Annotated in this window: 19 protein-coding genes; 9 read left to right on the plus strand and 10 right to left on the minus strand. The window is 69.7% G+C overall.

Annotated elements, in window-relative coordinates:
• The first annotated feature begins 16 nt into the window (after positions 1-16).
• Positions 17-982 (plus strand): trypsin-like serine peptidase, encoded by a 966-nt coding sequence (locus HPO96_RS07930; RefSeq protein ID WP_171672515.1) that lies wholly within the window; start codon positions 17-19, stop codon positions 980-982.
• Here the strand turns inward: HPO96_RS07930 and HPO96_RS07935 are convergent.
• The gene (locus tag HPO96_RS07935) at positions 970-1,449 is read right to left on the minus strand and encodes a winged helix-turn-helix transcriptional regulator (RefSeq protein ID WP_238354938.1); all 480 of its coding nucleotides are present in this window, start codon (positions 1,447-1,449) and stop codon (positions 970-972) included. The genes HPO96_RS07930 and HPO96_RS07935 overlap by 13 nt on opposite strands.
• 67 nt (positions 1,450-1,516) lie before the next feature.
• Between HPO96_RS07935 and HPO96_RS07940 the strand changes: the two genes are divergently transcribed.
• Positions 1,517-2,026: a PaaI family thioesterase gene (locus HPO96_RS07940; protein ID WP_171672518.1), complete on the plus strand. Its 510-nt coding sequence runs from the start codon at positions 1,517-1,519 to the stop codon at positions 2,024-2,026.
• On the opposite strand, the gene HPO96_RS07945 is transcribed toward HPO96_RS07940, so the two are convergent.
• The 4 genes from HPO96_RS07945 to HPO96_RS07960 all read right to left on the minus strand — a co-directional run bounded on the left by HPO96_RS07945 (position 2,015) and on the right by HPO96_RS07960 (position 9,292).
• A complete protein-coding gene (locus tag HPO96_RS07945; protein WP_171672520.1) occupies positions 2,015-3,280 on the minus strand; it encodes an aspartate aminotransferase type Ic in 1,266 nt (421 codons plus the stop codon). The two genes, HPO96_RS07940 and HPO96_RS07945, sit on opposite strands and share 12 nt — an antisense overlap.
• 70 nt (positions 3,281-3,350) lie before the next feature.
• On the minus strand, positions 3,351-5,738 hold the full coding sequence (locus tag HPO96_RS07950) for a transglycosylase domain-containing protein (protein ID WP_171672521.1): 2,388 nt from the start codon (positions 5,736-5,738) through the stop codon (positions 3,351-3,353).
• Between the two features lie 139 nt (positions 5,739-5,877).
• Entirely contained in the window at positions 5,878-8,148 is a 2,271-nt protein-coding gene (locus tag HPO96_RS07955) for a HelD family protein (protein ID WP_337796551.1), read from the minus strand.
• 115 nt (positions 8,149-8,263) lie between these two features.
• Positions 8,264-9,292 (minus strand): LacI family DNA-binding transcriptional regulator, encoded by a 1,029-nt coding sequence (locus HPO96_RS07960; RefSeq protein ID WP_171672523.1) that lies wholly within the window; start codon positions 9,290-9,292, stop codon positions 8,264-8,266.
• Positions 9,293-9,486: 194 nt separating this feature from the next.
• Between HPO96_RS07960 and HPO96_RS07965 the strand changes: the two genes are divergently transcribed.
• The 3 genes from HPO96_RS07965 (at position 9,487) to HPO96_RS07975 (ending at position 12,858) form a co-directional block, all read left to right on the plus strand.
• Complete coding sequence (locus HPO96_RS07965; protein ID WP_171672525.1) at positions 9,487-10,812, plus strand: extracellular solute-binding protein; 1,326 nt, start codon at positions 9,487-9,489, stop codon at positions 10,810-10,812.
• A gap of 376 nt (positions 10,813-11,188) precedes the next feature.
• Positions 11,189-12,031, plus strand: a complete 843-nt coding sequence (locus tag HPO96_RS07970) for a carbohydrate ABC transporter permease (protein ID WP_171672526.1) — start codon at positions 11,189-11,191, stop codon at positions 12,029-12,031.
• A complete protein-coding gene (locus tag HPO96_RS07975) occupies positions 12,031-12,858 on the plus strand; it encodes a carbohydrate ABC transporter permease (RefSeq protein ID WP_171672528.1) in 828 nt (275 codons plus the stop codon). Before HPO96_RS07970 ends, HPO96_RS07975 begins: the two co-directional genes overlap by 1 nt.
• Here HPO96_RS07975 and HPO96_RS07980 read toward each other — a convergent pair.
• Entirely contained in the window at positions 12,848-14,044 is a 1,197-nt protein-coding gene (locus HPO96_RS07980; RefSeq protein ID WP_171672530.1) for an MFS transporter, read from the minus strand. The genes HPO96_RS07975 and HPO96_RS07980 overlap by 11 nt on opposite strands.
• Positions 14,045-14,105: 61 nt before the next feature.
• Between HPO96_RS07980 and HPO96_RS07985 the strand changes: the two genes are divergently transcribed.
• The 4 genes from HPO96_RS07985 to HPO96_RS08000 are packed head-to-tail and all read left to right on the plus strand — an operon-like array spanning position 14,106 to position 16,732.
• On the plus strand, positions 14,106-15,062 hold the full coding sequence (locus tag HPO96_RS07985) for an ArsR/SmtB family transcription factor (RefSeq protein WP_171672532.1): 957 nt from the start codon (positions 14,106-14,108) through the stop codon (positions 15,060-15,062).
• On the plus strand, positions 15,059-15,844 hold the full coding sequence (locus HPO96_RS07990; RefSeq protein ID WP_171672534.1) for a CPBP family intramembrane glutamic endopeptidase: 786 nt from the start codon (positions 15,059-15,061) through the stop codon (positions 15,842-15,844). The genes HPO96_RS07985 and HPO96_RS07990 overlap by 4 nt, the downstream gene beginning before the upstream one ends.
• A 39-nt stretch (positions 15,845-15,883) precedes the next feature.
• Entirely contained in the window at positions 15,884-16,171 is a 288-nt protein-coding gene (locus HPO96_RS07995; protein ID WP_171672536.1) for a hypothetical protein, read from the plus strand.
• A gap of 9 nt (positions 16,172-16,180) precedes the next feature.
• Complete coding sequence (locus tag HPO96_RS08000) at positions 16,181-16,732, plus strand: GNAT family N-acetyltransferase (protein WP_171672537.1); 552 nt, start codon at positions 16,181-16,183, stop codon at positions 16,730-16,732.
• Positions 16,733-16,804: 72 nt separating this feature from the next.
• On the opposite strand, the gene HPO96_RS08005 is transcribed toward HPO96_RS08000, so the two are convergent.
• The 4 genes from HPO96_RS08005 to HPO96_RS08020 form a co-directional block, all read right to left on the minus strand.
• Positions 16,805-17,527 carry an amidohydrolase family protein gene (locus tag HPO96_RS08005; RefSeq protein ID WP_171672539.1) on the minus strand — a complete coding sequence of 241 codons (723 nt, stop codon included), beginning with the start codon at positions 17,525-17,527 and terminating at the stop codon, positions 16,805-16,807.
• Positions 17,527-18,249 (minus strand): amidohydrolase family protein, encoded by a 723-nt coding sequence (locus HPO96_RS08010; protein ID WP_171672540.1) that lies wholly within the window; start codon positions 18,247-18,249, stop codon positions 17,527-17,529. The genes HPO96_RS08005 and HPO96_RS08010 overlap by 1 nt, the downstream gene beginning before the upstream one ends.
• Positions 18,249-19,475 (minus strand): DegT/DnrJ/EryC1/StrS family aminotransferase, encoded by a 1,227-nt coding sequence (locus tag HPO96_RS08015; protein WP_337796552.1) that lies wholly within the window; start codon positions 19,473-19,475, stop codon positions 18,249-18,251. Before HPO96_RS08015 ends, HPO96_RS08010 begins: the two co-directional genes overlap by 1 nt.
• Positions 19,476-19,536: 61 nt before the next feature.
• Positions 19,537-20,751: a helix-turn-helix domain-containing protein gene (locus HPO96_RS08020; protein ID WP_171672543.1), complete on the minus strand. Its 1,215-nt coding sequence runs from the start codon at positions 20,749-20,751 to the stop codon at positions 19,537-19,539.
• Positions 20,752-20,799: the final 48 nt, after the last annotated feature.

Raw genomic sequence — 20,799 nt, forward strand, 5'->3', positions numbered from 1 at the left:
TCAGTGAGGAGACATGATGCGAATCCGCCCCGTTCGTTCCGCCCTGCTCGCAACCGCCTGCGTCGTAGGGCTCGCCGTGCCGCTTGCCGGTACGACCGCCACCGCCGTCCAACCCTCCACCACCCACGAAGCCGCGACGACGAAAGCCGAACAGGCGCGGGTCAGTGGGTTCTGGACGCCGGAGCGGATGCGGTCCGCGGTCCCGATCGATCAACTGCTGACGCCGAAGCAGCGGCTGAGCGGTGGGACGGTCGCGGCCGGCGAGCCGACCACCGTCGCGCCGACCGCGATGGCGCCGACCGCGTTCCCCAGCGGCGGCGCGCCGTGGACCGGCGGCGGAAAGATCGTCAGCACCGAGGGCCGGGTGTTCTTCACCTACACCGGCCGGACGGCGTCCTGCAGTGGGACGGCGGTGACCAGCGGCAACAAGAGCACGGTCATCACGGCCGGGCACTGCGTGAAACTGGAGGGCGCGTTCCACACCAACTGGGTGTTCGTCCCGGCGTACAACAACGGCGCGACGCCGTACGGGACGTGGACCGCGAAGAAGACCTACGCGACGGCCCAGTGGGTCGCGAGCGAGGACATCAACTACGACGTCGGCGCGGCCGTGGTGAACCCGTTGAACGGGCAGAACCTGACCGATGTGGTCGGCGGCCAGGGCGTCGCGTTCAACCAGGCGCGCGGCCAGAACATGTACGCCTTCGGGTATCCGGCCGCGGCGCCGTACGACGGCTCCAAGCTGATCTACTGCAGCGGCAAGGTGTTCAACGCGCTGATCTCCGACGGTCTCGGCATGACGTGCGACATGACCGGCGGCTCGAGTGGCGGCGGCTGGTTCCTCCAGTTCAACGAGGCGGCCGGCACCGGCATCGTGAATTCGGTGAACAGCTACAAGATCAACTTCATCCCGACCTGGATGTTCGGCCCGTACTTCGGCGCCGACGCCCAGTCGGTCTACAACACGGCTCAGGCCGGCTGATCCCGGCGGCGCGCGCCGGGGCCGGGGCGCGGCACGGCATCGCGTGGCGAGACCACGTGATGGCCGGCCGCGCACCGGACCTCGGTGTGCACCAGTGCGCCGCAGTCGCGATGTGTGACCTCCAGCGGCACGCCCGCGTCGTCGGCCAGGTACTTGTCACCCCAATCGCGGATCGCGATCAACACGGGGTAGAGGTCGAGCCCCTTCTTCGTCAGCCGGTACTCGAACCGCTGCCGCGCCCCCGGCTCCCGGTACGGCGTCCGTCGCAGGATGCCGTGGTCGACGAGCAGGGCGAGCCGGTTCGACAGGACCTGGCGCGGCACCGCCGTCCGCACCCGCAGGTCGTCGAACCGCCGGATGCCGTTGAAGACCTCTCGCAGGACGACGACCGTCCACCGCTCGCCGATGATCTCCATCGTGCGGCCCACCGGGCAGTTGTCCGCCGACCAGTCCAGCGCGTTGTACATGACCGGCATCCTAATGTTCCCTAGGTCTCGTTGACAGACCCAGCGAGGAGCTGTGAGGCTTCGGCTCATGACGGAAATCCAGGACGCCGCCCGGACGCGCACCTTCAGCTGGTCGGACCCGGCAGAGATCGCGGCCCAGGTCGGCGGGATGTCGGGGCTCGAGCTGCTGCAGGCGCTGGCCGTGGGCAAGCTCCCGCCGCCGCCGATCCTGCAGACGATCGGGGGCAGCGGGATCGAGGTCGAGGAGGGCTCGGTGACGGTGATCCTGCCGGTCCGCGAGTTCCACTACAACCCGCTCGGCACCGTGCACGGCGGGGTGATCGCGACCCTGCTCGACACAGCCGCGGCCTGTTCGGTGCACTCGACGCTACCGGTCGGCGTCGGCTACACGTCGCTGGATCTGAACACGCGTTTCATCAAGCCGGTGACCGTGAAATCCGGCGAGCTGCGCTGCACCGGTCAGGTGATCAGCCGCGGCCGCCGGACGGCCGTCGCCGAGGCCCGGCTGGTGGACGAGCGTGGCGCCCTGCTGGCCCACGCCACGTCCACCTGCATGCTGTTCGAACTACCCCAGTAGCTTCTCGGTCGCCGACAGCCGGACGCAGACGGTCAGGCCGGCGACCGCGGCCTCGAGCTCGTCGAGCTCGGGGTAGGTCGGGGCGATCCGGATGATGCTGTCCGACGGGTCGTCGCCGTACGGGTGGGTGGCGCCGGCCGGGGTGAGCGCGATCCCGGCCGCCTTCGCCTTGGCGACGACGTCCGCGGCGCAGCCCTCGGGCACCCGCAACGTGATGAAGTAGCCGCCGGTCGGCGCGTTCCAGGACGCGAAACCGCTGTCGCCGAGCTCGGCGGTGAGGATCTTGTCGACCGCCTCGAACTTCGGCCGGATCAGCTCGGCCAGGTTGCGCATGTGCGCGTGCAGGCCGTCGGCGTCGCGGAGGAACTGCACGTGCCGCAGCTGGTTCACCTTGTCCGGGCCGATGCTGCGCTTGACCGTGTGGCTCTGCCACCACTTCAGGTTCGCCGGGGAGGCGCCGAAGAACGCGACGCCGGCGCCGGCCAGCGTGATCTTCGAGCTGGAGCCGAAGACGAAGACGCGATCCGGGTTGCCGTGCTCGGCGGCCAGGGCCAGGACGTCGGCCAGCTCGGCGTGCTCGTCGGTCAGGTGGTGGACGGCGTACGCGTTGTCCCAGAAGATCCGGAAGTCGGGCGCGGCGGTCGTCATCGCCGCCAGCCGGCGCACGGTCTCGGCCGAGTACGTCGTCCCGTCCGGGTTGCTGTACTTCGGGACGCACCAGATGCCCTTGATCGAGGCGTCGGCCGCGACCAGCCGCTCGACCTCGTCCATGTCCGGGCCCTCGGGGGTGAGCGCGACCGGGACCATCTTGATCCCGTAGCGCTCGCAGATGCCGAAGTGCCGGTCGTAGCCGGGCACCGGGCACAGGAACGTGATCTCCTGGTCGGCCCAGCGCTGCTCCGCGCCCGGGACGGTGCCGAGCAGCGCGAACACGATCGCGTCGTGCATCAGCTCCAGGCTGGAGTTGCCCGCGGCGAGCAGCTGGTCGGCCGGGACCTGCAGATCGGCGGCGAAGATCGCGCGCAGCTCGGGCAACCCGACCAGGCCGCCGTAGTTGCGCAGATCCGTGCCGTCGGCGGCGACCGGGCGGTCGATACCGCCGAGGATCGCGTCGGCCAGATCGAGCTGGCGCGGCGACGGTTTACCGCGGGTCAGGTCGAGTTTCAGCCCCTTCGCGGCGAGTGCTTCGTACTCCGCCTGGGCGCGCTCGCGCTGCGCCGTCAACTCTTCCACCGTCAAGGCTGTGTCACCCACGACATGTCCCTTCGCCCGCTACCGATCACGGACAGACTAGTGCTGTCCGTGACCGGCGCGAAAACGAGGGTCAGCGGCGCGGCGGGCGGCAGTTCGGGAACTGTGGATCCCACGGCGGGCAGGCCGGGCCGCCGGTCGGTTTGGTCGGCGGCGGGATCGGCGGCAGCGACGTGCCCGGGGGCGGGGGAGTGGTGCCCGGGGGCGGTGGCGTGGTGGGCGGCGGCGCCTTGCTGCCGTTGGACAGCCAGAGCAGGATCGTCGCGCCGGCCAGCGCGCCTTCCTCGGCGCGCGGCGTGGTCCAGGCGACGGTGCCGGCGACGGCGTCGGAGTCCACCTGCGTGGTCGCGACCGCCACCTTGAAGCCGGCCGCCTTGAGGGTGACGGTCGCCTGCTCCGGCGTCATCCCCTTCACGTTCGGCAGGTTCTTCACGTTGCCGCGGATCGTCTTCTGATCCGGCTGGACGAACTTCGTCCGGGCGTAGTTCTTCAGCGCCGCGCGCATCGCGGTCTCCCAGAACGGTCCCGCGATCTTCGAGCCGGACGCCTCGCCGATCGTCCGGCCGTTCAGCGTCTGGCCCTGCAGATCCGTGTACTTCGGCGTCGCGTCCGCGACCACCGACACACCCGACAGTTTGGTCGAGTACCCGGCGAACCACACGGCCTTGCTGCCGTCGATGGTTCCGGTCTTGCCGGCGAGGTCGCTGCTGCCGAACTTCAGGCTGCTGCCGGTGCCGGGCGGGTCCATGACCTTGTTCAGCACGTAGTTGACGCCGTCCGCGACCTGTGGCGTGATGACCGGCTTGCAGCTCAGACCGGGGGTCTGGATGGTCTTGCCGCGGCTGCTGGCCACGGCGGTGACGATCTGCGGGTTGCAGAAGGTGCCGCGAGCCGGGAACGTCGCGTAGGCGCTGCTCAGCATCAGCGGGGTGATCAGACCGGCCGAGCCCAGCGTCATCGACGGCACCTGCTCCAGCGGCTCCTCGGTCTGTGCGTCCCGCATGCCCATCTTGCCCAGCAGGTTGGCGATCGGGCACAGGCCGACCTGCTCGGACAGCTGCAGGAAGTAGGTGTTGGTGGAGGCCTGGGCGGCCTGGATCATCGACGGATCGGCCACCGTCCGGGTCGAGTTCTTCGGCTTGTAGTTGTTGTCCGACGCGGTGCCGTGACAGGTCTTGAACTCGCGGCCGGACAGGTCGAGCGTCTGCGGCGAGTTGATCCGGTAGTTCAGCGGGACGCCCTTCTGGATCGCGGCCGCGATCGTGAAGGTCTTCATCGTCGACCCGTTCTGGAAGCCGCCGTACCCGCCCTTGTACGACTGCTCGACGTTGTAGTTGTACGCCGTCTGGTGCTTGCCGAACCCGTACGGCTTGCTCTGCGCCATCGCCTTCACCAGACCGGTTCCGGGCTCGACGATCGTGATCGCGGCGACGGCCTCGTCGGTCGGCTTGGAGTGTTTGTCGATCGAGGCCTGCGCGGCCGCCTGGATCTTGCGGTCGAGTGATGTGCGGACCGTCAGGCCCGCCGTCTCGATGTAGTCCGCGCGCTCCTCCTCGGTCTTGCCGAAGACCGGGTTCTGCTTCAGCCGGGCCACGACGTAGTCGCAGTAGAACGGGTACGGCGAGTTCGCGCAGCCGGTGCGGAACGCCTTGACCTTCTTGAGATCGATGACCGGGGTCCGCATCGCGTCCCGGGCCTGCTTCGGGGTGATGATGCCGAGCTCGCGCATCCGGCCCAGGACGATGTTGCGCCGTTCCTTACCGGCGACCGGATGGGCGACCGGGTTGAACGCGTTCGGGCTCTTCACCAGCCCGGCCAGCGTCGCGGCCTGCGGCAGGGTCAGCTTCGAGGCGTGGACGCCGAAGTAGTGCAGCGCCGCGGCCTCGACGCCGTACGCGCGGTCGCCGAAGAAGGCCAGGTTGAGGTAGCGGTTCAGGATCTCGTCCTTGGAGATCTTCTCCTCGACGGCGATCGCGTACCGCAGCTCGGTGAACTTGCGCTCGTAGGTGTCGGCGGTGGCCGCCGCGCGCTCCTCCACCGACCGGGCCTTGGCGACCAGGCTGAGCTTGACGTACTGCTGGGTGATACTCGAGCCGCCCTGTGCGACCGAGCCGCGGGACTGGTTCAGCACCAGCGCCCGCAGCGTGCCCTTCAGGTCGATCGCGCCGTGCTGGTAGAAGCGGTCGTCCTCGATCGCGACGATCGCCTTCAGCATCATCGGGTTGATCTGCTTCAGCGTGACCTGTTTGCGGTTCTCCTGGGCCAGGTTCGCGATCACCTTGCCGTCACTCGCGACGATCGTCGTCGACTGCGCCAGCGGCGGGATCGTCAGGTCCTGCGGCAGGTACTTCACCGTGTTGTGCGCGGTCGTCGTCGTCACGTCGGCCAGCCCGGCCAGCGGCAGGGCCAGCCCGGCGACGAGCGCGCCGGAGACCGCGCTGATCAGGAGGAAGAGAAGCACCGACCGGAAAACACTGGGGCGGGCAGGGTCACCTCTGTGCATGACCTGGCACAGTACGGGAGGTCTGGGGCTACCGGCAGCCTTTTCGTCACGGATTTGCCGCTTTTGCCTTATTTTTTCACCTTGAGTAGCGATCTGCTCACTGTTCGCCTCCGATCAGGACGTCCGGCAGTACGCCGTCGGCCAGGACACCGAGCCGTTTGGTGGCCCGGGTGGCCGCGACGTACAGGTCGGACAGGCCCCGTGGGGACTCGGCGATGATGCCGGCCGGGTCGGCGATCAGGACGGCGTCGAACTCCAGGCCCTTGGCTGCACTGGGATCCAGTAGTGCGACGGGCGCCTCGAGGATCGCCGGGTCATTGCTTTCGGCAACCGTTGGCAGTGCGGCGGCCAGCGCCGCCGTCCGGGAGGCCGGCGCGATGACGGCGATCCGGCCGTCCCCGACGGCCGCGCGCTCGGACTCGATTGCCGCGAGCAACGTTTCGGTGAAGTCTTCGCTCCGAGTGCTCCGCAACCAGGGCGCGCTGTTCCCCGCGCGTACCGAGGTCGGTGCTGTGAGCAACGGATCGATCGCCGTCAGGACGCCGGCCGCGACGGTCATGATCTCGGTCGGCGTGCGGTAGTTGACGGTGAGCTCCGCGGCCCGCCAGCGCCGGGGCGCGTAGCGGTCGAGGACTTCGGCCCAGGATCGGACGCCGGCGTCCGATCCGGTCTGGGCGATATCGCCGACCAGCGTCATCGAACGCCGCGGGCAACGGCGCATCAACAGCCGCCAGTCCATCGCGGTCAGCTCCTGCGCTTCGTCGACGATCACGTGGCCGAAGACCCAGCCGCGATCCGACGCCGCGCGCTCCGCGACCGTGACCGGCTTCTCGATCAGCTCCGTGCGGCGATGGACGAGCTCGGCGAACTGCTCGATCTCCCACGGCATCACGACCACGTTCTCGGACTCCAGCTGGACCTGCACGACCTCCCGCGCGTACTTCCACGTGTCGGCCGACTCGGCAGCCGCCGCGGCCGCCTGCTGACGACGAGCCGCGACGTCGGCGTCCAGCTCGCCGATCAGCTCGGCCGCCTCGTCCAGCAGCGGCACGTCGGACGGCGTCCACGGCGCGTCGATCGGACGGCGGATCGCCGCGCGCTCGGCGTCCGTCAGGTGTGGGGCGGCCGCGGCGAGCCGCTCGGGGGAGGAGAGCAGGACGCTCACCAAGAGCTGCGGGGTGAGCTCCGGCCAGAGGTGATCGAGGATGGCCTGGACGCGGTCGTCCTCGATGAGCTCCTTGCGGAGATCTTCGACGTCCTCGGCGCCGACGTACTGGCGGCCGATCGTGTCGACGATCTGATTGGTCAGCACGGTGATGATGCGCCGGACGAAGACCCGCCGGGCCGGGTTGTGCGGCTCGCCCGCGTCCAGCGCCTTCTCCTTCGCCTTGCGGACGGCGCTCGGCCGGAGCGCCAGCTCGTGCTGGTCGACCTTGAACCGGATCGTCGCTTCGGGAACGCGCTGGAAACCTTGCACAGCGCGCTCGACGACCTCGGCCATCGCCAAGTCGCCCTTGATCCGCGTCGCTTCCGCGGACTCCGGAGCGGTCGCCGCGATCCCGGGATAGAGCTCGCCGACCGTGGCCAGGACGACGTCGGTCTCACCCAGGGACGGGAGCACCTGGTCGATGTAGCGCAGGAAGGTCGGGTTCGGGCCGACGACCAGGACACCTGTCCGCGCGAGCTGGTCGCGATGGGTGTAGAGCAGGTACGCCGCCCGGTGCAGCGCGACGACGGTCTTACCGGTGCCCGGCCCGCCCTGGACGACCAGCACGCCCGGCAGTTCGGCGCGGATGATCTCGTCCTGCTCGGTCTGGATGGTCGCGACGATCTCGTTCATCCGGCCGGTCCGGTTCGCGCCGAGCGACGACAGCAAGGCGGCCTCGCCGATCAGCGTGCTGCGGTCGGCGGCGCCCAGCGCGTCGAGATCGAGGACGTCGTCGTCCACGCCGACCACGGTCCGCCCGTGCAGGCGGATGTGCCGGCGTCGCGTGACGCCCAGCGGGGCGGCCGGAGTCGCTCGGTAGAAGGACTGCGCGAGCGGCGTCCGCCAGTCGACCAGCAAGGCCTCGTACTCCTCGTCGAACAACCCGATCCGGCCGATGTGGAACCGCTCCCCGCCGGTTTCGTCGATCCGGCCGAAGCACAGGCCGCGCTCGACGGCGGACAGTTGATGGACGCGGCCGGAGAAATGCTGGGTGAAGGATTCGCGTTCGCTGTACGCCTGCAGATTTCCGACCGTCGCTTCGCCCTGGACCCGATCGAGTTCGCCACGTGCCCTTTCGCGCAACACGTCGAGCCTTTCGTACATCGCGGTCACATGCTCTTGTTCTTCGCCGATCTCCTGTGCCAGCAGCCGATCCGTCACGCCGTCCCCGATCTTGAAATCGCTGGAATTGTCTGCTAATCTGTTCTTAGTTGCTCCTTCGGGGGCAACTTTTTTTATGCAGACAGAAATGCCCAACGATAACTGTTCCCGAGGGTTATTCGCAAGGAATTGCGGCGGCCGAGCCGCGGACGATCAGCGTGGTGGCCAGTTCGACGTGGTGGGAGTCGACTGTTTCGCCGGCCGCGAGGCGCAGGGCCGTTCGCAGGGCGACGGCGCCCATCTCGCGCAGCGGCTGTTTGACTGTCGTCAGCGGCGGTGACGCCAGCCGCGCGACCTGAGTGTCGTCGAAGCCGACGACGCTGAGGTCCTCGGGGACGCGCAGGCCGCGCGCCCGGGCCGCCTCCAGGACGCCGAGCGCCACCTCGTCGCTGCCGGCGAAGATCGCGGTCGGGCGATCGGGGAGATCGAGCAGCGCGGAGCCGCCGGCGACGCCGTCGTCGTACAGGAACTCGCTCAACCGGACGTACTGCTTGGGGACGGCGGCGCCGGCGGCGTCCATCGCGCTGCGGAAGCCGCTCATCCGGGCCTGGTTGCAGCCTGAGGTCGGCGGGCCGCCGAGGTAGCCGATCCGGCGGTGGCCGAGCTCGAGCAGGTGCTGGGTGGCGGCCATCCCGCCGGCGAAGTTCGTCGAGCCGACGCTGGTCACGTCGGGCTCGGGGATGTTGGCCGGATCGATGACCACCAAGGGCAGCCGGGCCCGGGACAGGGCGGCGAGATCGGCGTCGGTCAGCTCGCTGGTGATGCCGATCGCGGCGCGGCGGCCGCCGGCGATCAGCTCGCGGATCCAGCGGCTGGCGCGACCGGCCGGGCCGTTCGGGTGCCGCGGGTGCGCGTTGAGGACGACGTCCACCTCGGCGTCCTGGCCGGCGGCGACGACGCCCTGGATCACCTCGACGGAGTAGCTGCTCAGGAAGCCCTGGTAGAAGAGCTCGACCGTCGGGCGGCTGACGGGCTCGGGGCGGCGGCCGACGTACCCGTGCTGGGTGAGCACCTCCTGGACGCGGGCGCGGGTGCTGGAGGAGACGTCGCTGCGGCCGTTGAGCACCTTCGACACGGTGGCGATCGAGACCCCGGCGGTGGTCGCGACCGTGGCCAGGGTGACCGCTCCTCGGGGACGTGGCATCGGTCTCCTCCTTTCGTGGATGCGCTGATTATCGAAACTTTTCGAGATTCTTGGCAAGTCGACGCGCTGCTCAAAGGCCTTCTGGGTAAGGCGTATGTGGCGGTCAATTGAAATCTGTCGACGTCTTGACAGTGATAGCACCGAAACCTACGTTACGAAACACCTTCATGGAGACGGAGATCACTGTGGATCCCATGACGACATCCCGGCGGACGTTTCTGAGCCTGGCCGGAGCCGGCGCGCTCGCGGCCTGCGGCACCTCCGGACCGAAGAGCACCTCCGGCGCGACCGGGGCGGGCGACGGAGCGACGTACTGGTACCTCACCGGGCAGCCCCAGCAGGGGATCCGGGCGGATCAGGTCAAGCGGTTCAACGACGCGAACCCGGGCGCGAAGCTGGCGACGACCGAGTTCCAGAACGATGCGTTCAAGCAGAAGATCAAGACCGCGATCGGCGCGGGGCAAGGGCCGACGCTGATCTGGGGCTGGGGCGGCGGCGGGCTGAAGAGCTACGTGGACGCCGGGCAGGTGGCGGAGCTGACCGGGTTCTTCGCCGAGAACGCGGCGCTGAAGGAGTCGATCTTCCCGTCGGCGTTCGGCGCGGCCACCGTCGGCGGGAAGATCTACGCGATGCCGGTGGAGACCACGACGCCGATCGTGCTGTTCTACGACAAGCGCGCGTTCGAGAAGATCGGGGCGCAGCCGCCGCAGTCGTGGGGTGACATCCTCGATCTGGTGCCGAAGTTCAACGGCGCCGGGATCGCGCCGTTCTCGCTCGGCGGGCAGTCGCGGTGGACCAACATGATGTGGCTGGAGTTCCTGTTCGACCGGATCGGCGGCAGCTCGGTCTTCCAGGCGATCTTCGAGCAGACGCCGGGCAGCTGGTCGGATCCGGCCGCGCTGAAGGCGCTCGGCGAGCTGCAGAATCTGATCAAGGCCGGCGGGTTCATCAAGGGTTTCTCGTCGATCACCGCCGACTCCAACGCCGACCAGGCGCTGCTGTTCACCGGTAAGGCGGCGATGATGCTGCACGGCTCGTGGACGTACGGGAACATGAAGTCGTCGGGCGGCGATTTCGTCACCGGCGGCCATCTGGGCTATCTGAACTTTCCTGGCGTCGACGGCGGCAAGGGCGACCCGACCGACACCGTCGGCAACCCCGGCCAGTACCTCTCGATCTCCTCGAAGGCGAGTGCCGCCGACCAGGAGACCGCCAGGAAGTTCCTCGCCACCGGCACCCTGGACGACGCCTCCGTCGACGCGTGGGTCGCCTCCGGCAACATCGCCGTCGCCAAGTCCGCCAAGGACAAACTCGCCGCGATCACCGACCAGCACGACTCCGCCTGGCTCAACTTCGTCTACAACACCGCCGCCGGCGCCAAGAACTTCACCCAGTCCTGGGACCAGGCCCTCAGCCCCACCCAAGCCGAAACCCTCCTCGACAACATCGCCAAACTCTTCCAGCTCTCCATCGCCCCCCAACAGTTCGCCGACGCCATGAACGCGGTGATCGGCAAGTGAAACCCCCACCCGCCCAACAGTTGCCGGCAGCAACAACAGCCGAGAGCTCCCAGCGCACAACCACATCCCCCGAACGCAGCCCACAGGCAGCGCCAACCCCCGGAGACCGGCCGCGGGCGGCAGCCGGCCTCCGGCCACCCCAGGCGGGCGGCCCAGGCCGACGGGCCGCCCGCCACCCCTTCTTCATCCGCCACACCCCAGCTGTCGCGGGGTTTGCGGGTGGTGCTGGTGTGGGGTGGGTGGGGGAGTGGTAGCGCGGGTGGGGGAACTTCGGGCTGACCCGGCGGGTGGTGCCGGCCAAGCGGCTGCCCGCCGGGTCGCAGGATCCGCCGGGCGCGGCGTGGACGGGGTGGGGCGGAGCGGGGCGGTTGGGTGGATGGTCGTGCCGGCGTTGGTGATGTTTGTGGTGTTCGGGGTCGTGCCGCTGGTGGGCGTGCTGGTCCTGAGCTTCACCCAGTGGGACGGCCTCGGGGCGATCCGGCCGGCGGGGGTGGCGAACTGGCGGGTGGTGTTGGGGGATCCGGGGTTGCCGCACGCGGTGGGGGTGACGTTTGCGGTGATGGGGTTGTCGTGGGCGGTGCAGACGCCGGTGAGTTTGCTGATCGGGACGTTCCTGGCGGGGCGGCAGCGGTATCGGGGGCTGCTGGCGGTGTTGTACTTCGTGCCGTTGCTGCTGAGCTCGGCGGCGATCGCGATCACGTACAAGGCGCTGCTGGATCCGAACTTCGGGCTCGGGGCGGGGCTGAAGATCGGGTTCTTGACGCAGGACTGGCTGGGGCGGGGCGGGCTCGCGCTGGGGGTGGTGATCTTCGTGGTGTCGTGGCAGTTCATCCCGTTCCACTCGCTGATCTACCAGGGCGGCGTCCGGCAGATCCCGACCTCGATGTACGAGGCGGCGGCGATCGACGGCGCCGGACGGGTGCGGCAGTTCTTCAGCATCACGGTCCCGCAGCTGAAGTACACGATCATCACGTCGTCGACGCTGATGGCGGTCGGCTCGCTGACGTTCTTCGACCTGATCTTCGTGCTGACCGCGGGCGGTCCCGGTGACGCGACCCGGGTGCTCGCGCTGGACATGTACAAACGCGGCTTCCAGGCGAATCTGATGGGCCCGGCCAGTGTGATCGCCGTCCTGCTGGTGCTGCTCGGTCTCGCGCTGGCGCTGCTCCTGCGCCGCCTCGGCGGCAGTACGACGGCCAGTCAGCAGGAGGGAGCCTGATGCGCGGACTCCGGCGGCTCAACTGGCTGGGCGGATCGGCCGGCTGGCTGTGGCTGATCATCGTGATGGTCCCGCTGTACTGGATCGTCGTCACCAGCTTCAAGGACCAGACGGCGTACTTCGCCCAGAACCCGTTCGCCCTGCCCACCGAGCCGACGCTGGCCAACTACCAGCTGGTCATCCAGTCGGACTTCCCGCGGTACTTCGTGAACAGCGTGATCGTGACGGCCGGCACGATCGTCCCCGCGGTGACGATCGCGTTCATGGCGGCGTACGCGATCGTGCGCGGCGCCGGCAGCCGCTTCCTCGCCGGGGCGAACGGGTTGTTCCTGATGGGCCTGGCGATCCCGCTACAGGCCACGATCATCCCGGTCTACCTGCTGATCATCCGGATGCGGCTGTACGACAGCCTGCTCGCGATCATCCTGCCGTCGATCGCGTTCGCGATCCCGCTCTCGGTGCTCGTCCTGACGAACTTCATCCGGGACGTGCCGAAGGAGCTCTTCGAGTCGATGCGCGTGGACGGCGCGACCGAGTGGGGCATGCTACGCACACTCGCCCTCCCGCTCACCCGGCCCGCACTTGTCACCGTCGCGATCTACAACGGCCTCGGCGTCTGGAACGGCTTCCTGCTCCCGCTGATCCTGACCCAGAGCCCCACCCAACGCACGCTTCCGCTGGCCCTGTGGACCTTCCAGGGCCAATACAGCGTCAACGTCCCCGCCGTCCTCGCCTCGGTCGTGCTCACCACGCTCCCGATCGTCATCCTGTACGCCGTCGGCCGCCGCCAGCTCCTCAGCGGACTCACCGCCGGCTTCAGCCGCTGACTGGGCACATGATTCGACGTAGTGGGCGGGTGAGTAGGAGCGAGCTCAGGAGAGAGGCGATCGCGAAGGTGGCGATGGCGACGGGCGGAGTGGTGAGGTCGGCGAGGGCGCCGGCGAGGAGGGCGGAGATGCCGAAGGTGGTCATTCGGAGGGCGGATTCGACGCCGAGGACTTGGCCGCGTTCTTCGCGGGGTGTGCGGTCGACTAAGGCCTCCTGGTGGGCGAGGGAGGCCGCGTAGCCCGCGCCGCCGACTGCGACCAGAGTTGCGAGTACGGCGAGCGGTAGGTCGAAGGCGAAGGCTGTGAAGGGGAGGGCGAGGACAAGGCGCAGCCATTGGCTGGTGGTGCGGCGTTGCGAGCGGTTGAGGAAGCGGCCGACGACCAGGTCGCCGCCGAGCATGCCGGCGGCTGTGGCAGCGAGGAGCCAGCCGGCGTCGGCACCGGCGTACGGGACGAAGAGGGCTTCGCAGCCGACGACGAGTCCGGTGGGGATGGTCAGGGCGAGCAGCAGCGGCCTGGTCTCGGTTTGGGCGAGGAGGCGGCGGTTGCCTCGCCAGGTCTCGGTCAGGCCGGTACGGGCGATGCGGCGGGGCGCGCGGTTGCGCAGACCGAACCGGATCACCGGGATGGCCAGCGCCGAGCAACCGGTCGCCAGCCAGAGCACAGTCGAGGGACTCATTGCCTGCAGCAACAACCCGGCCAGGCCGAACCCGGCGATCTGCATCGCGCCGGCCGACAGATTCATCGCCGATCGCCCGAGCACGAACTGATCCGGGTGGACGACGTCGTTCAGCAGCCCCCAGCGGACGCCGGCGCCGATCGACAACCCGTACGCGACGACGAGCGCGAGGACGAGCCGGGCCCCGGCCGACAGTTCCACAGCAGCCTGAATGCCGACGGCCACGGTCGACAGGGTCGCCAGCGCGATCAGCAACGGCCGAGGCCGCGCCGTGTCGGCGGCCGACATCAGCGTCGAGACCCCGAGCACCTGCGCCAGCGACGGGCCGAACATGACCAAGGCGGTCAGCAGGGCCGACCCGGTCGCGGCGTCCACGATCAGCGCGAGCGTCAGGCTGGTCATGGTCGCGGCGGCGTTCCCGAGCGCATTCCCGACCCACAGACTGCGGAACTCGGCGTTGGCGAAGATCTGCCGGTAGGTGGCCGCCGGCGCGGTGCTGAGACTCATACCGGCAAACCCTCCCCGGTGCCCTCGTGACGACGTAGAGTTTCGGGTGGAGGCGAAACCAATGTCCGAGTTTCTCGTCGATGCCGACACCCTCGCCAGGGCCCGGTTCGGTCTGTCCCAGGTCACCGAGACGGTGGCGGCGCTGAAGCTGCTGCTGCAGCCGGTCGACCCGTGGTTCCGGAGCTGGAAGGACACGCACGTCACCGCGTTCGAGGAGCGGCTCGCCGCCGAGCCTGTCTGGGCCGCGGTCATCGACAGCGCCTTCGGACGCCGCTGGACCGCCGACTTCCTCACTCAGCCGCCCCTGGAGCCGGGTCTCGCCTTCGCCGCCGAGCTCACCCAACTCACCGAACTCGACGACGACCGAATCCGCGCCGACCTGAGCGTCGTCCGGACGCCGTTACCGCCGCTCCTCCTCACGACGAGCGGCCTCTCCGCCGGCGTCGGCGAACTGCTGACCTGGGTCTGGACGCACACCGTCGAGCCCGACTGGCCGCGCCGCCGTCGCGTCCTCCAGGCGGACGTCGTCTCCCGGACGGCGAAGCTCAGCGAGCAGGGCTGGGCCGGCGTCCTGAGTGGCCTCGGCCCGGATGTGCGCTGGATCGGCGACGGCCGGATCCAGGTGAACAGCTCCGACTTCCCGATCACCGACGTCCGCGGCCAGGACCTGATGTTCATCGCCGCCCACACCCAACGGGTGAACGTCAGTTGGCGGCTCCCGGATCGCTTCGCGCTCACCTACCCGGTCACCGGCATCTTCGCGGGCACCGACGTACCGGCCGAGCCATTGGTCGACCTGCTCGGCCGTAACCGGGCTCGCATCCTCACCGCGGCCGCAGAGCCGGTCAGCACCACCGCCCTGGTCGCTGCGACCGGTCTGGCGCTGGCCACGGTTTCTGACCATCTGCGAGTGCTCACCGCGGCCGGGCTGCTCGAACGTCGCCGCTCCGGCCGGTCGGTCCTCTACTGGCAGTCCGACACCGGCAGCCGGGTGTCGCGAGGGATAGTGGGCGTATGACGGAAGCCGTGCGCGAGCCGGATGCGCAACTGGCGCCCCGCGGGGTGCTGAGCCGGGAAGTGTGGTTGGTGCTCGCCCTGTCGCTGGGGGCCTCCGGAGTCGCGGCGCTGATCTCGTTCGCGGGGGTGCTGACCGCGGAGAAGGCGATCAGCGGGCAGACGGCGGTGATCGTCGGCTCCCGCGCGCCGGGGCGACCGTGGCTCGACCTCGCGTGGCAGATCTTTGCGGTCGTGACCGCATTGGTGCCGGTCGTGCTGGTCGGTCACCTGCTGAAACGCGGCGGTGAGTCGCTGCGCACGCTTGGCTTCGATCTGCGCGATCGCCTGCGCGATCTGGGCCGCGGGACGGCGGTCGCGGCGGTGATCGGCGGCGCTGGGCTCGGCTTCTACCTGCTCGCCTATGCCTCCGGGATGAACCTGAGTGTGGACCCGGCGCAGCTGCCCGACCACTGGTGGCGGATCCCGATTCTGGTCGCGGTTGCGGTGCAGAACGCCGTCCTGGAGGAAGTCGTCGTGCTCGCCTACCTGAACCGGCGGCTGGATCAGCTGGGCTGGTCGGTCGGGCGGAGCACGGTGACGAGCGCGCTGGTCCGCGGCTCGTACCACCTCTACCAGGGGATCGGCGGCTTCGCGGGCAACGTGATCATGGGGGTCATTTTCTGTTACCTGTACCGGCGCTGGGGCCGGGTGATGCCGTTGGTGGTCGCGCACACGGTGATCGACATCGTCGCGCTGGTCGGCGCGACGTATCTGATCGGAAAGGTCGGCTGGTTACCGGGCTGAGCACGTAACCGATCGCGGTTCGGCGGGGTTGTGTCTGACGTGACTGTCAACGGGGAAATCATCATCGAGACCAGCGACCCACCCACGATCGACGCCGGCCTGGCGTCTGCGGCCCTGGCCGTTTTCGCGCATCGGCACGAGGTCGTCCATCTGCTCTACGCGGCCACCGACGAGCCGGACGCCCTGGCCCGGATCGGCGATCTGCTCAAGGTCGACGAATCCACCATCGCCCGGGTGCTCGACCAGCCGCTGCGCTGGATGCTCCCGCAGTTCCGCGACGAGCTGGAGACGATCTCGGCGCTGCCCGTGCACCCCGCTGTCGACTAATCTGCCGGGGTGCAGGCTTACACGAGCAACCTGATCGAGATCGCGGCCGAGCTGACCGCGGCGTACGTCGAGGTCTTCACCGCGCCGCCGTGGGGTCACCGCGATCCCGATCAGTTGCGCGCCGCCTTCCGGCAGCGGCTGGAAGGCGACGTGCGGCGGCCTGGGTTCCAGGCCTGGGTCGAGCGCGACGCCGCGGGCCGGATCGCCGGGTTCGTGACCGGGTGGACGACGCCCGCGCCGTTCCGGACCGATCGCGCGTACGGCGCCGTGCTGGAGCGGCTCGGCGCGCAGCAGGTCGAGGAGCACCTGGTCGGCGCATTCGAGATCGACGAGCTCGGCGTCCTGGAGTCGGCCCGCGGCACCGGTCTCGGCCGCCGCCTGCTCGCGACCGCGATCGCCGGCCATCCCCGCGCCTGGCTGCTGACCGCCGACCACGCGACCGACACGATCGCCTTCTACCGCCGCGTCGGCTGGGTTGAACCTCCGGTCAAGGGCGAGGAGACCGAGGTCGTGGTGTTCTTGGCACCCGGATCCGCGCCACTCACCAGCTATGCGGAGTAGCGGCCCCCGCAGGCGGCGCTGAGCGCGACCGTGGGCCGCGCGGAGGAGTTGGTGAGTGGTGGCTGTCCGCCCCTACAAACCGAACAGCCCCACGGCGTTTCCCCACCGGACCGCGTCGGCCTCGGCCGGCGTCAGGTCGGCTGCCTCCAGGGCGCCGAGGGCGACCGAGGGGTCGATGAGAGTGGCGTCGGTGCCGAACATCAGGCGGTCGGGGCCGATCCGGTCGAGGATCCAGCGGATCCGGCCGGCTTCGGGGGCCGACCAGCAGGGCTCGAACCAGATCCGGTCGGAGCGGCCGGCGGCCTCGGGGACGAGCGGCCAGCCGGCGGCGCCCATGTGACCGGCCAGGACGCGCGCGCCGGGCACCCGGGCCGCGACATCGGCCAGATCGAGAACGGTGTCACCCCAGGTGTGCACGAGGGTCGGCAGGCCGAACTCGGTGGTCAGCTCGATCGCGGCCTGCATGGCCGGGGCGGCGATCGGCGTCCGGCTGTACTCGGAGTGAATCTTGGCGCCCACCCAACGGACGTCGCCGGCCAGCCGGGTCAGGTCGGCGCGCGCCTCCTCCAGGCGGCGGGGGTCGACCACGACCATGCCGCGCAGCCGGTCGTCGACGCCGAGCTGTTCGTCGAGCGCGCGGTTGCCCGCGGGGGCGTCGTACACGATCGCCTCGATCGAGGAGACCAGCTGCAGGTCGATCCCGAACCGGTCGAGCAGCTCGGAGTTGACCTCGATCGGGCCGACCTCCATCGAGAAGAACCACGGGCCCCAGTGGGCGTGGACGTCGATCAGCATCACGGCTCCAGGAGCTTGGTCAGGGACTGACTGCCCACCTGCGCGATCTCGGCCGCGGTCAGCTTCGAGCTGAGCAGCCGCCGCCGGACCGAATGCGTTTCGTGGAACGGCGTCCGGCCGCCGAAGACCAGCCGCTCCGCGCCGACCTCGGCGGCGACGATCTCCAGCGAGTCCGGCCCGGTCAGCATCCGGGTCGAGGTGTGGAAACCCGGCTCCGCCCGGGCGAGCAGGACGAAGTCGCCCAGGTAGTAGAAGTGCGTGTCCAGGAACAGCACCCGCGCGCCGAGCCCGCGCAGCTCCGGACCGATCACCCGGACGTCGCCCTCGACGAACAGCGGCAGCCCGGCCGCGACCACCAGCCGCACCACGTGCCCGAACGCCGGATACCGCGGATCGACGGCCTGCGCGGCCGGGGCCAACCGGATCGCAGCCGGCCGCTCCGGCGCCGCGAGCAACCGCTCCAGCTCCTTCTCCGCGCCGAGCGGATCCCGCAGATCTAGCACCGGGCACCCGATCCATCCATTGCCCGAGGCAACTTCCTGCGCTTCGGCGTTCCCCGACGGGACGTCGAAGTGCACCGCCCGCAGCGAGGCGACCACGCCGCCGGAGATCCCGGTCGCGGCGAACACCTCGCGCACCTTTTCGGGCCGGCTCCAGCGGCCGGTCGTCACGTCGTGCCCGACGAGGATGTCGCAGTCGAGCAGCGGGGGAGCGTCGGTCATCAGGTCTCCTGGGCGAATGCGGAGTGCACCTTGCGGATCGCGGTGACGATATCGTCCACGTCGGCGGAGCTGTAATTCTCGTTCCAGTTCAGGACGAGCAGCCGGCGGTCGATCAACTCCTCCGCGACCGGGCACAACCCCGGCGGGTACGCCACCCCCTGCAGCGGGAACTCCGACCGCCCGTACGTGCGGTGCTCCCGGATGGCGGGCGCGGCATACAGCGGCCCGGTCAGATAGCCCGGGTTCGCCGCGACGCCCTCGGCGGTCAGCGCAGCGCCCCACTGATGGATGTCGCCCGCAACATCCGGGTCGAGGACGAGCGGATACATCCAATACACATGGTCGCCCCCGTCGAGCGGCGTCCGGACGCCGGGCAGCTCACCCAAGCCCGCGGTCAGGCGAGCCGCGCCGGTACGCCGATCCGCGACGACCCCGGCCAGTCGCGTCAACTGGGCCCGGGTGACCGCGCCGACCAACTCGGTCATCCGGTAGTTCAGCGCGAGGAACAAGTACGTGCGTTCGTTGGTGTCGCGCGGCCAGCCCTTGTCGGCGAACAGCCGCATCCGCCGGGCCAGCGCCGGGTCGTCGGTGATCACGAGGCCGCCGTCCCCGGCGCTGATGTGTTTGGTCTGCTGCAGGCTGAAGCAGCCGATGTCGCCGACGCGCCCGGCGTACCTGTCGCCGACCGGGGCGAGGTAAGCCTGCGCGCAGTCCTCGATCAGGCGCAGGCCGTGCTCGTCGCAGAGCGCTCGCAGCTCGCGGATCGGGGCCGGTTTGCCGAACAGGTGGACGGCGAGGACGGCCTTGGTCCGCGGGGTGATCGCCGCGGCGACCGCGGCCGGATCGAGGTTCCCGGTCAGCGGGTTCACATCGGCGAAGACGGGCACGGCGTTCTGCATCAGGATCGGGAAGATCGTGCCCATGTCGCTGATCGGCGTCGTGATGATCTCGTCGCCCGGCTCCGGGTCGACCGCGGCGACGGCCAGGTGCAGCGCCGCCGTCCCGGAACTGCAGCCGACGGCGTACTCCGCGCCGATCAGCGTTGCGAACTCCTGCTCGAGCGCGCGCACCTCGGCGCCCCAGGTCGACGACAGCATGCCGCTGCGCAGCACCCGCTCGGCCGCCTTGACCTCGTCGTCGCCGAAGCGCCGGCCGGTCGCGTTGAACACCGACGGCAGCGGAACGGTCCGTACCGGGGCCCCGCCGTTCACCGCGAGCTCGTCCACGATGCCTCCCGCAACAGAATTACGGTCATGGCTGTAAAAGCTTCGGGCCGACCCTACCGGATCACAGGTGGACGCGATAGACGACCAGCGGCCGGCCGCTGCCGGTGCCGATCTGGGTGCCGGTGGCATCGGCCAGTCCGGCGCGCTCCAGGCGGTTCAGCACGCGGCGCGCCGTCCGCGGCTGGATCCCGAGGTGATCGGCGACGGTCCGCGTCGTCAGGCCGTCGCCGTTCGGCGCGTGCACCAGCTCCTGCAGCCGCTCCAGCGTGCCCTTCGACAACCCGGCGCGCTGGGCGAGCAGCTGCAGTTTCGAGCGCTGCTGCGCGCGCGGCGTCGCGCCGCCGACCAGGATCAGATCGATGTCGTTGCGCAGTGACACGACAGCCGCTGAGCGGCCGGCGGTCTTCGCGCGGCCGAGCGCTCGCCGGGCCAGCGTCTCGGTCTCGATCCCGGAGCCGCCGACCCCGAAGCCGATCCGGACCGGGCCGAACTGCTCCTTCAGCCGGGTCAGCATGCCGAGCTCGGTGAACTCCGCGGTCGCCTGCTCCAGCGGCCCGCGCGTCCCGACCACGAGGAACCGCTTCTCGTCGTACCGGACGACGCTGCTCCCGAGCGAGCCGGCCTCGCGCCGCAGCGCGTCCTCGGCCTCGGCCGCGATCTCGACCAGGCCGAGCGCGATCTGCGCGTCGTCGCTGCGCAGCGCGTCGTGGACGAGCAGCAGGCCGTTCAGCGCGGAGCGGACCGAGTGGATCGACGGGCCGAGCCGGACGGCGGTCCGCTCGCGGCGCAGTTTGTCGTACGCCGATCGCAGACAGGTGATCGCGATCGTCGCATTGGTCTCGCGGTGGAAGGCGAGGACGTCGTCCGAGCTCAGGCCCGGCCGGTACGGGAAGACGCTGATCCCGTCGGTCGGCAGCCCGGCCTCGGTCAGCGTCTCGAGCACCTGGGCCTCGTCGAGGACATCGATACTCATCGAGGTGATGTCCTGGCCGTCGCGCAGCAGTTCGAGCAGGGCGCGCAGCAGCGTGGCGCCGGTGTACTCGACATGCGTGGCCGGGCGGTCGAGCAGGTTGGCGGCCGCGGCGATCTGGTAGGGCACGACGCCGGTGAACAGCCACGCGTCGACACTCGGCGGCGCCTCGGCCAGCACCCGCGGCGTCTCGGTCTCCCGCCGGTACTTCAGCGGCAGCACCTCGATGCCACGCTGGGATCCGATGATCCTGCAGGTAGAGGTGACCAGGTCCGACGGCCCGACCACCCCGATCGTCGTCACCATCGGATGCCCTTCACCGGCTCAGTCTCACCAGAACGCCGGTGCGCCGCA

Origin of the sequence: Kribbella sandramycini, from assembly GCF_013131805.1 — a bacterium.
Lineage (GTDB): Bacteria > Actinomycetota > Actinomycetes > Propionibacteriales > Kribbellaceae > Kribbella > Kribbella sandramycini.

What these genes read in the sequence shown, in the direction of transcription:
- HPO96_RS07940 (WP_171672518.1), top strand. Translation starts at nt 1,517, where the DNA reads ATGACGGAAATCCAGGACGCCGCCCGGACGCGCACCTTCAGCTGGTCG.
- HPO96_RS07980 (WP_171672530.1), bottom strand. Translation starts at nt 14,044, where the DNA reads ATGAGTCTCAGCACCGCGCCGGCGGCCACCTACCGGCAGATCTTCGCC.
- HPO96_RS07960 (WP_171672523.1), bottom strand. Translation starts at nt 9,292, where the DNA reads ATGCCACGTCCCCGAGGAGCGGTCACCCTGGCCACGGTCGCGACCACC.
- HPO96_RS08005 (WP_171672539.1), bottom strand. Translation starts at nt 17,527, where the DNA reads ATGCTGATCGACGTCCACGCCCACTGGGGCCCGTGGTTCTTCTCGATG.
- HPO96_RS07965 (WP_171672525.1), top strand. Translation starts at nt 9,487, where the DNA reads ATGACGACATCCCGGCGGACGTTTCTGAGCCTGGCCGGAGCCGGCGCG.
- HPO96_RS08010 (WP_171672540.1), bottom strand. Translation starts at nt 18,249, where the DNA reads ATGACCGACGCTCCCCCGCTGCTCGACTGCGACATCCTCGTCGGGCAC.
- HPO96_RS07975 (WP_171672528.1), top strand. Translation starts at nt 12,031, where the DNA reads ATGCGCGGACTCCGGCGGCTCAACTGGCTGGGCGGATCGGCCGGCTGG.
- HPO96_RS07930 (WP_171672515.1), top strand. Translation starts at nt 17, where the DNA reads ATGCGAATCCGCCCCGTTCGTTCCGCCCTGCTCGCAACCGCCTGCGTC.
- HPO96_RS08020 (WP_171672543.1), bottom strand. Translation starts at nt 20,751, where the DNA reads ATGGTGACGACGATCGGGGTGGTCGGGCCGTCGGACCTGGTCACCTCT.
- HPO96_RS07985 (WP_171672532.1), top strand. Translation starts at nt 14,106, where the DNA reads ATGTCCGAGTTTCTCGTCGATGCCGACACCCTCGCCAGGGCCCGGTTC.
- HPO96_RS07970 (WP_171672526.1), top strand. Translation starts at nt 11,189, where the DNA reads ATGGTCGTGCCGGCGTTGGTGATGTTTGTGGTGTTCGGGGTCGTGCCG.
- HPO96_RS07935 (WP_238354938.1), bottom strand. Translation starts at nt 1,449, where the DNA reads ATGTACAACGCGCTGGACTGGTCGGCGGACAACTGCCCGGTGGGCCGC.
- HPO96_RS07990 (WP_171672534.1), top strand. Translation starts at nt 15,059, where the DNA reads ATGACGGAAGCCGTGCGCGAGCCGGATGCGCAACTGGCGCCCCGCGGG.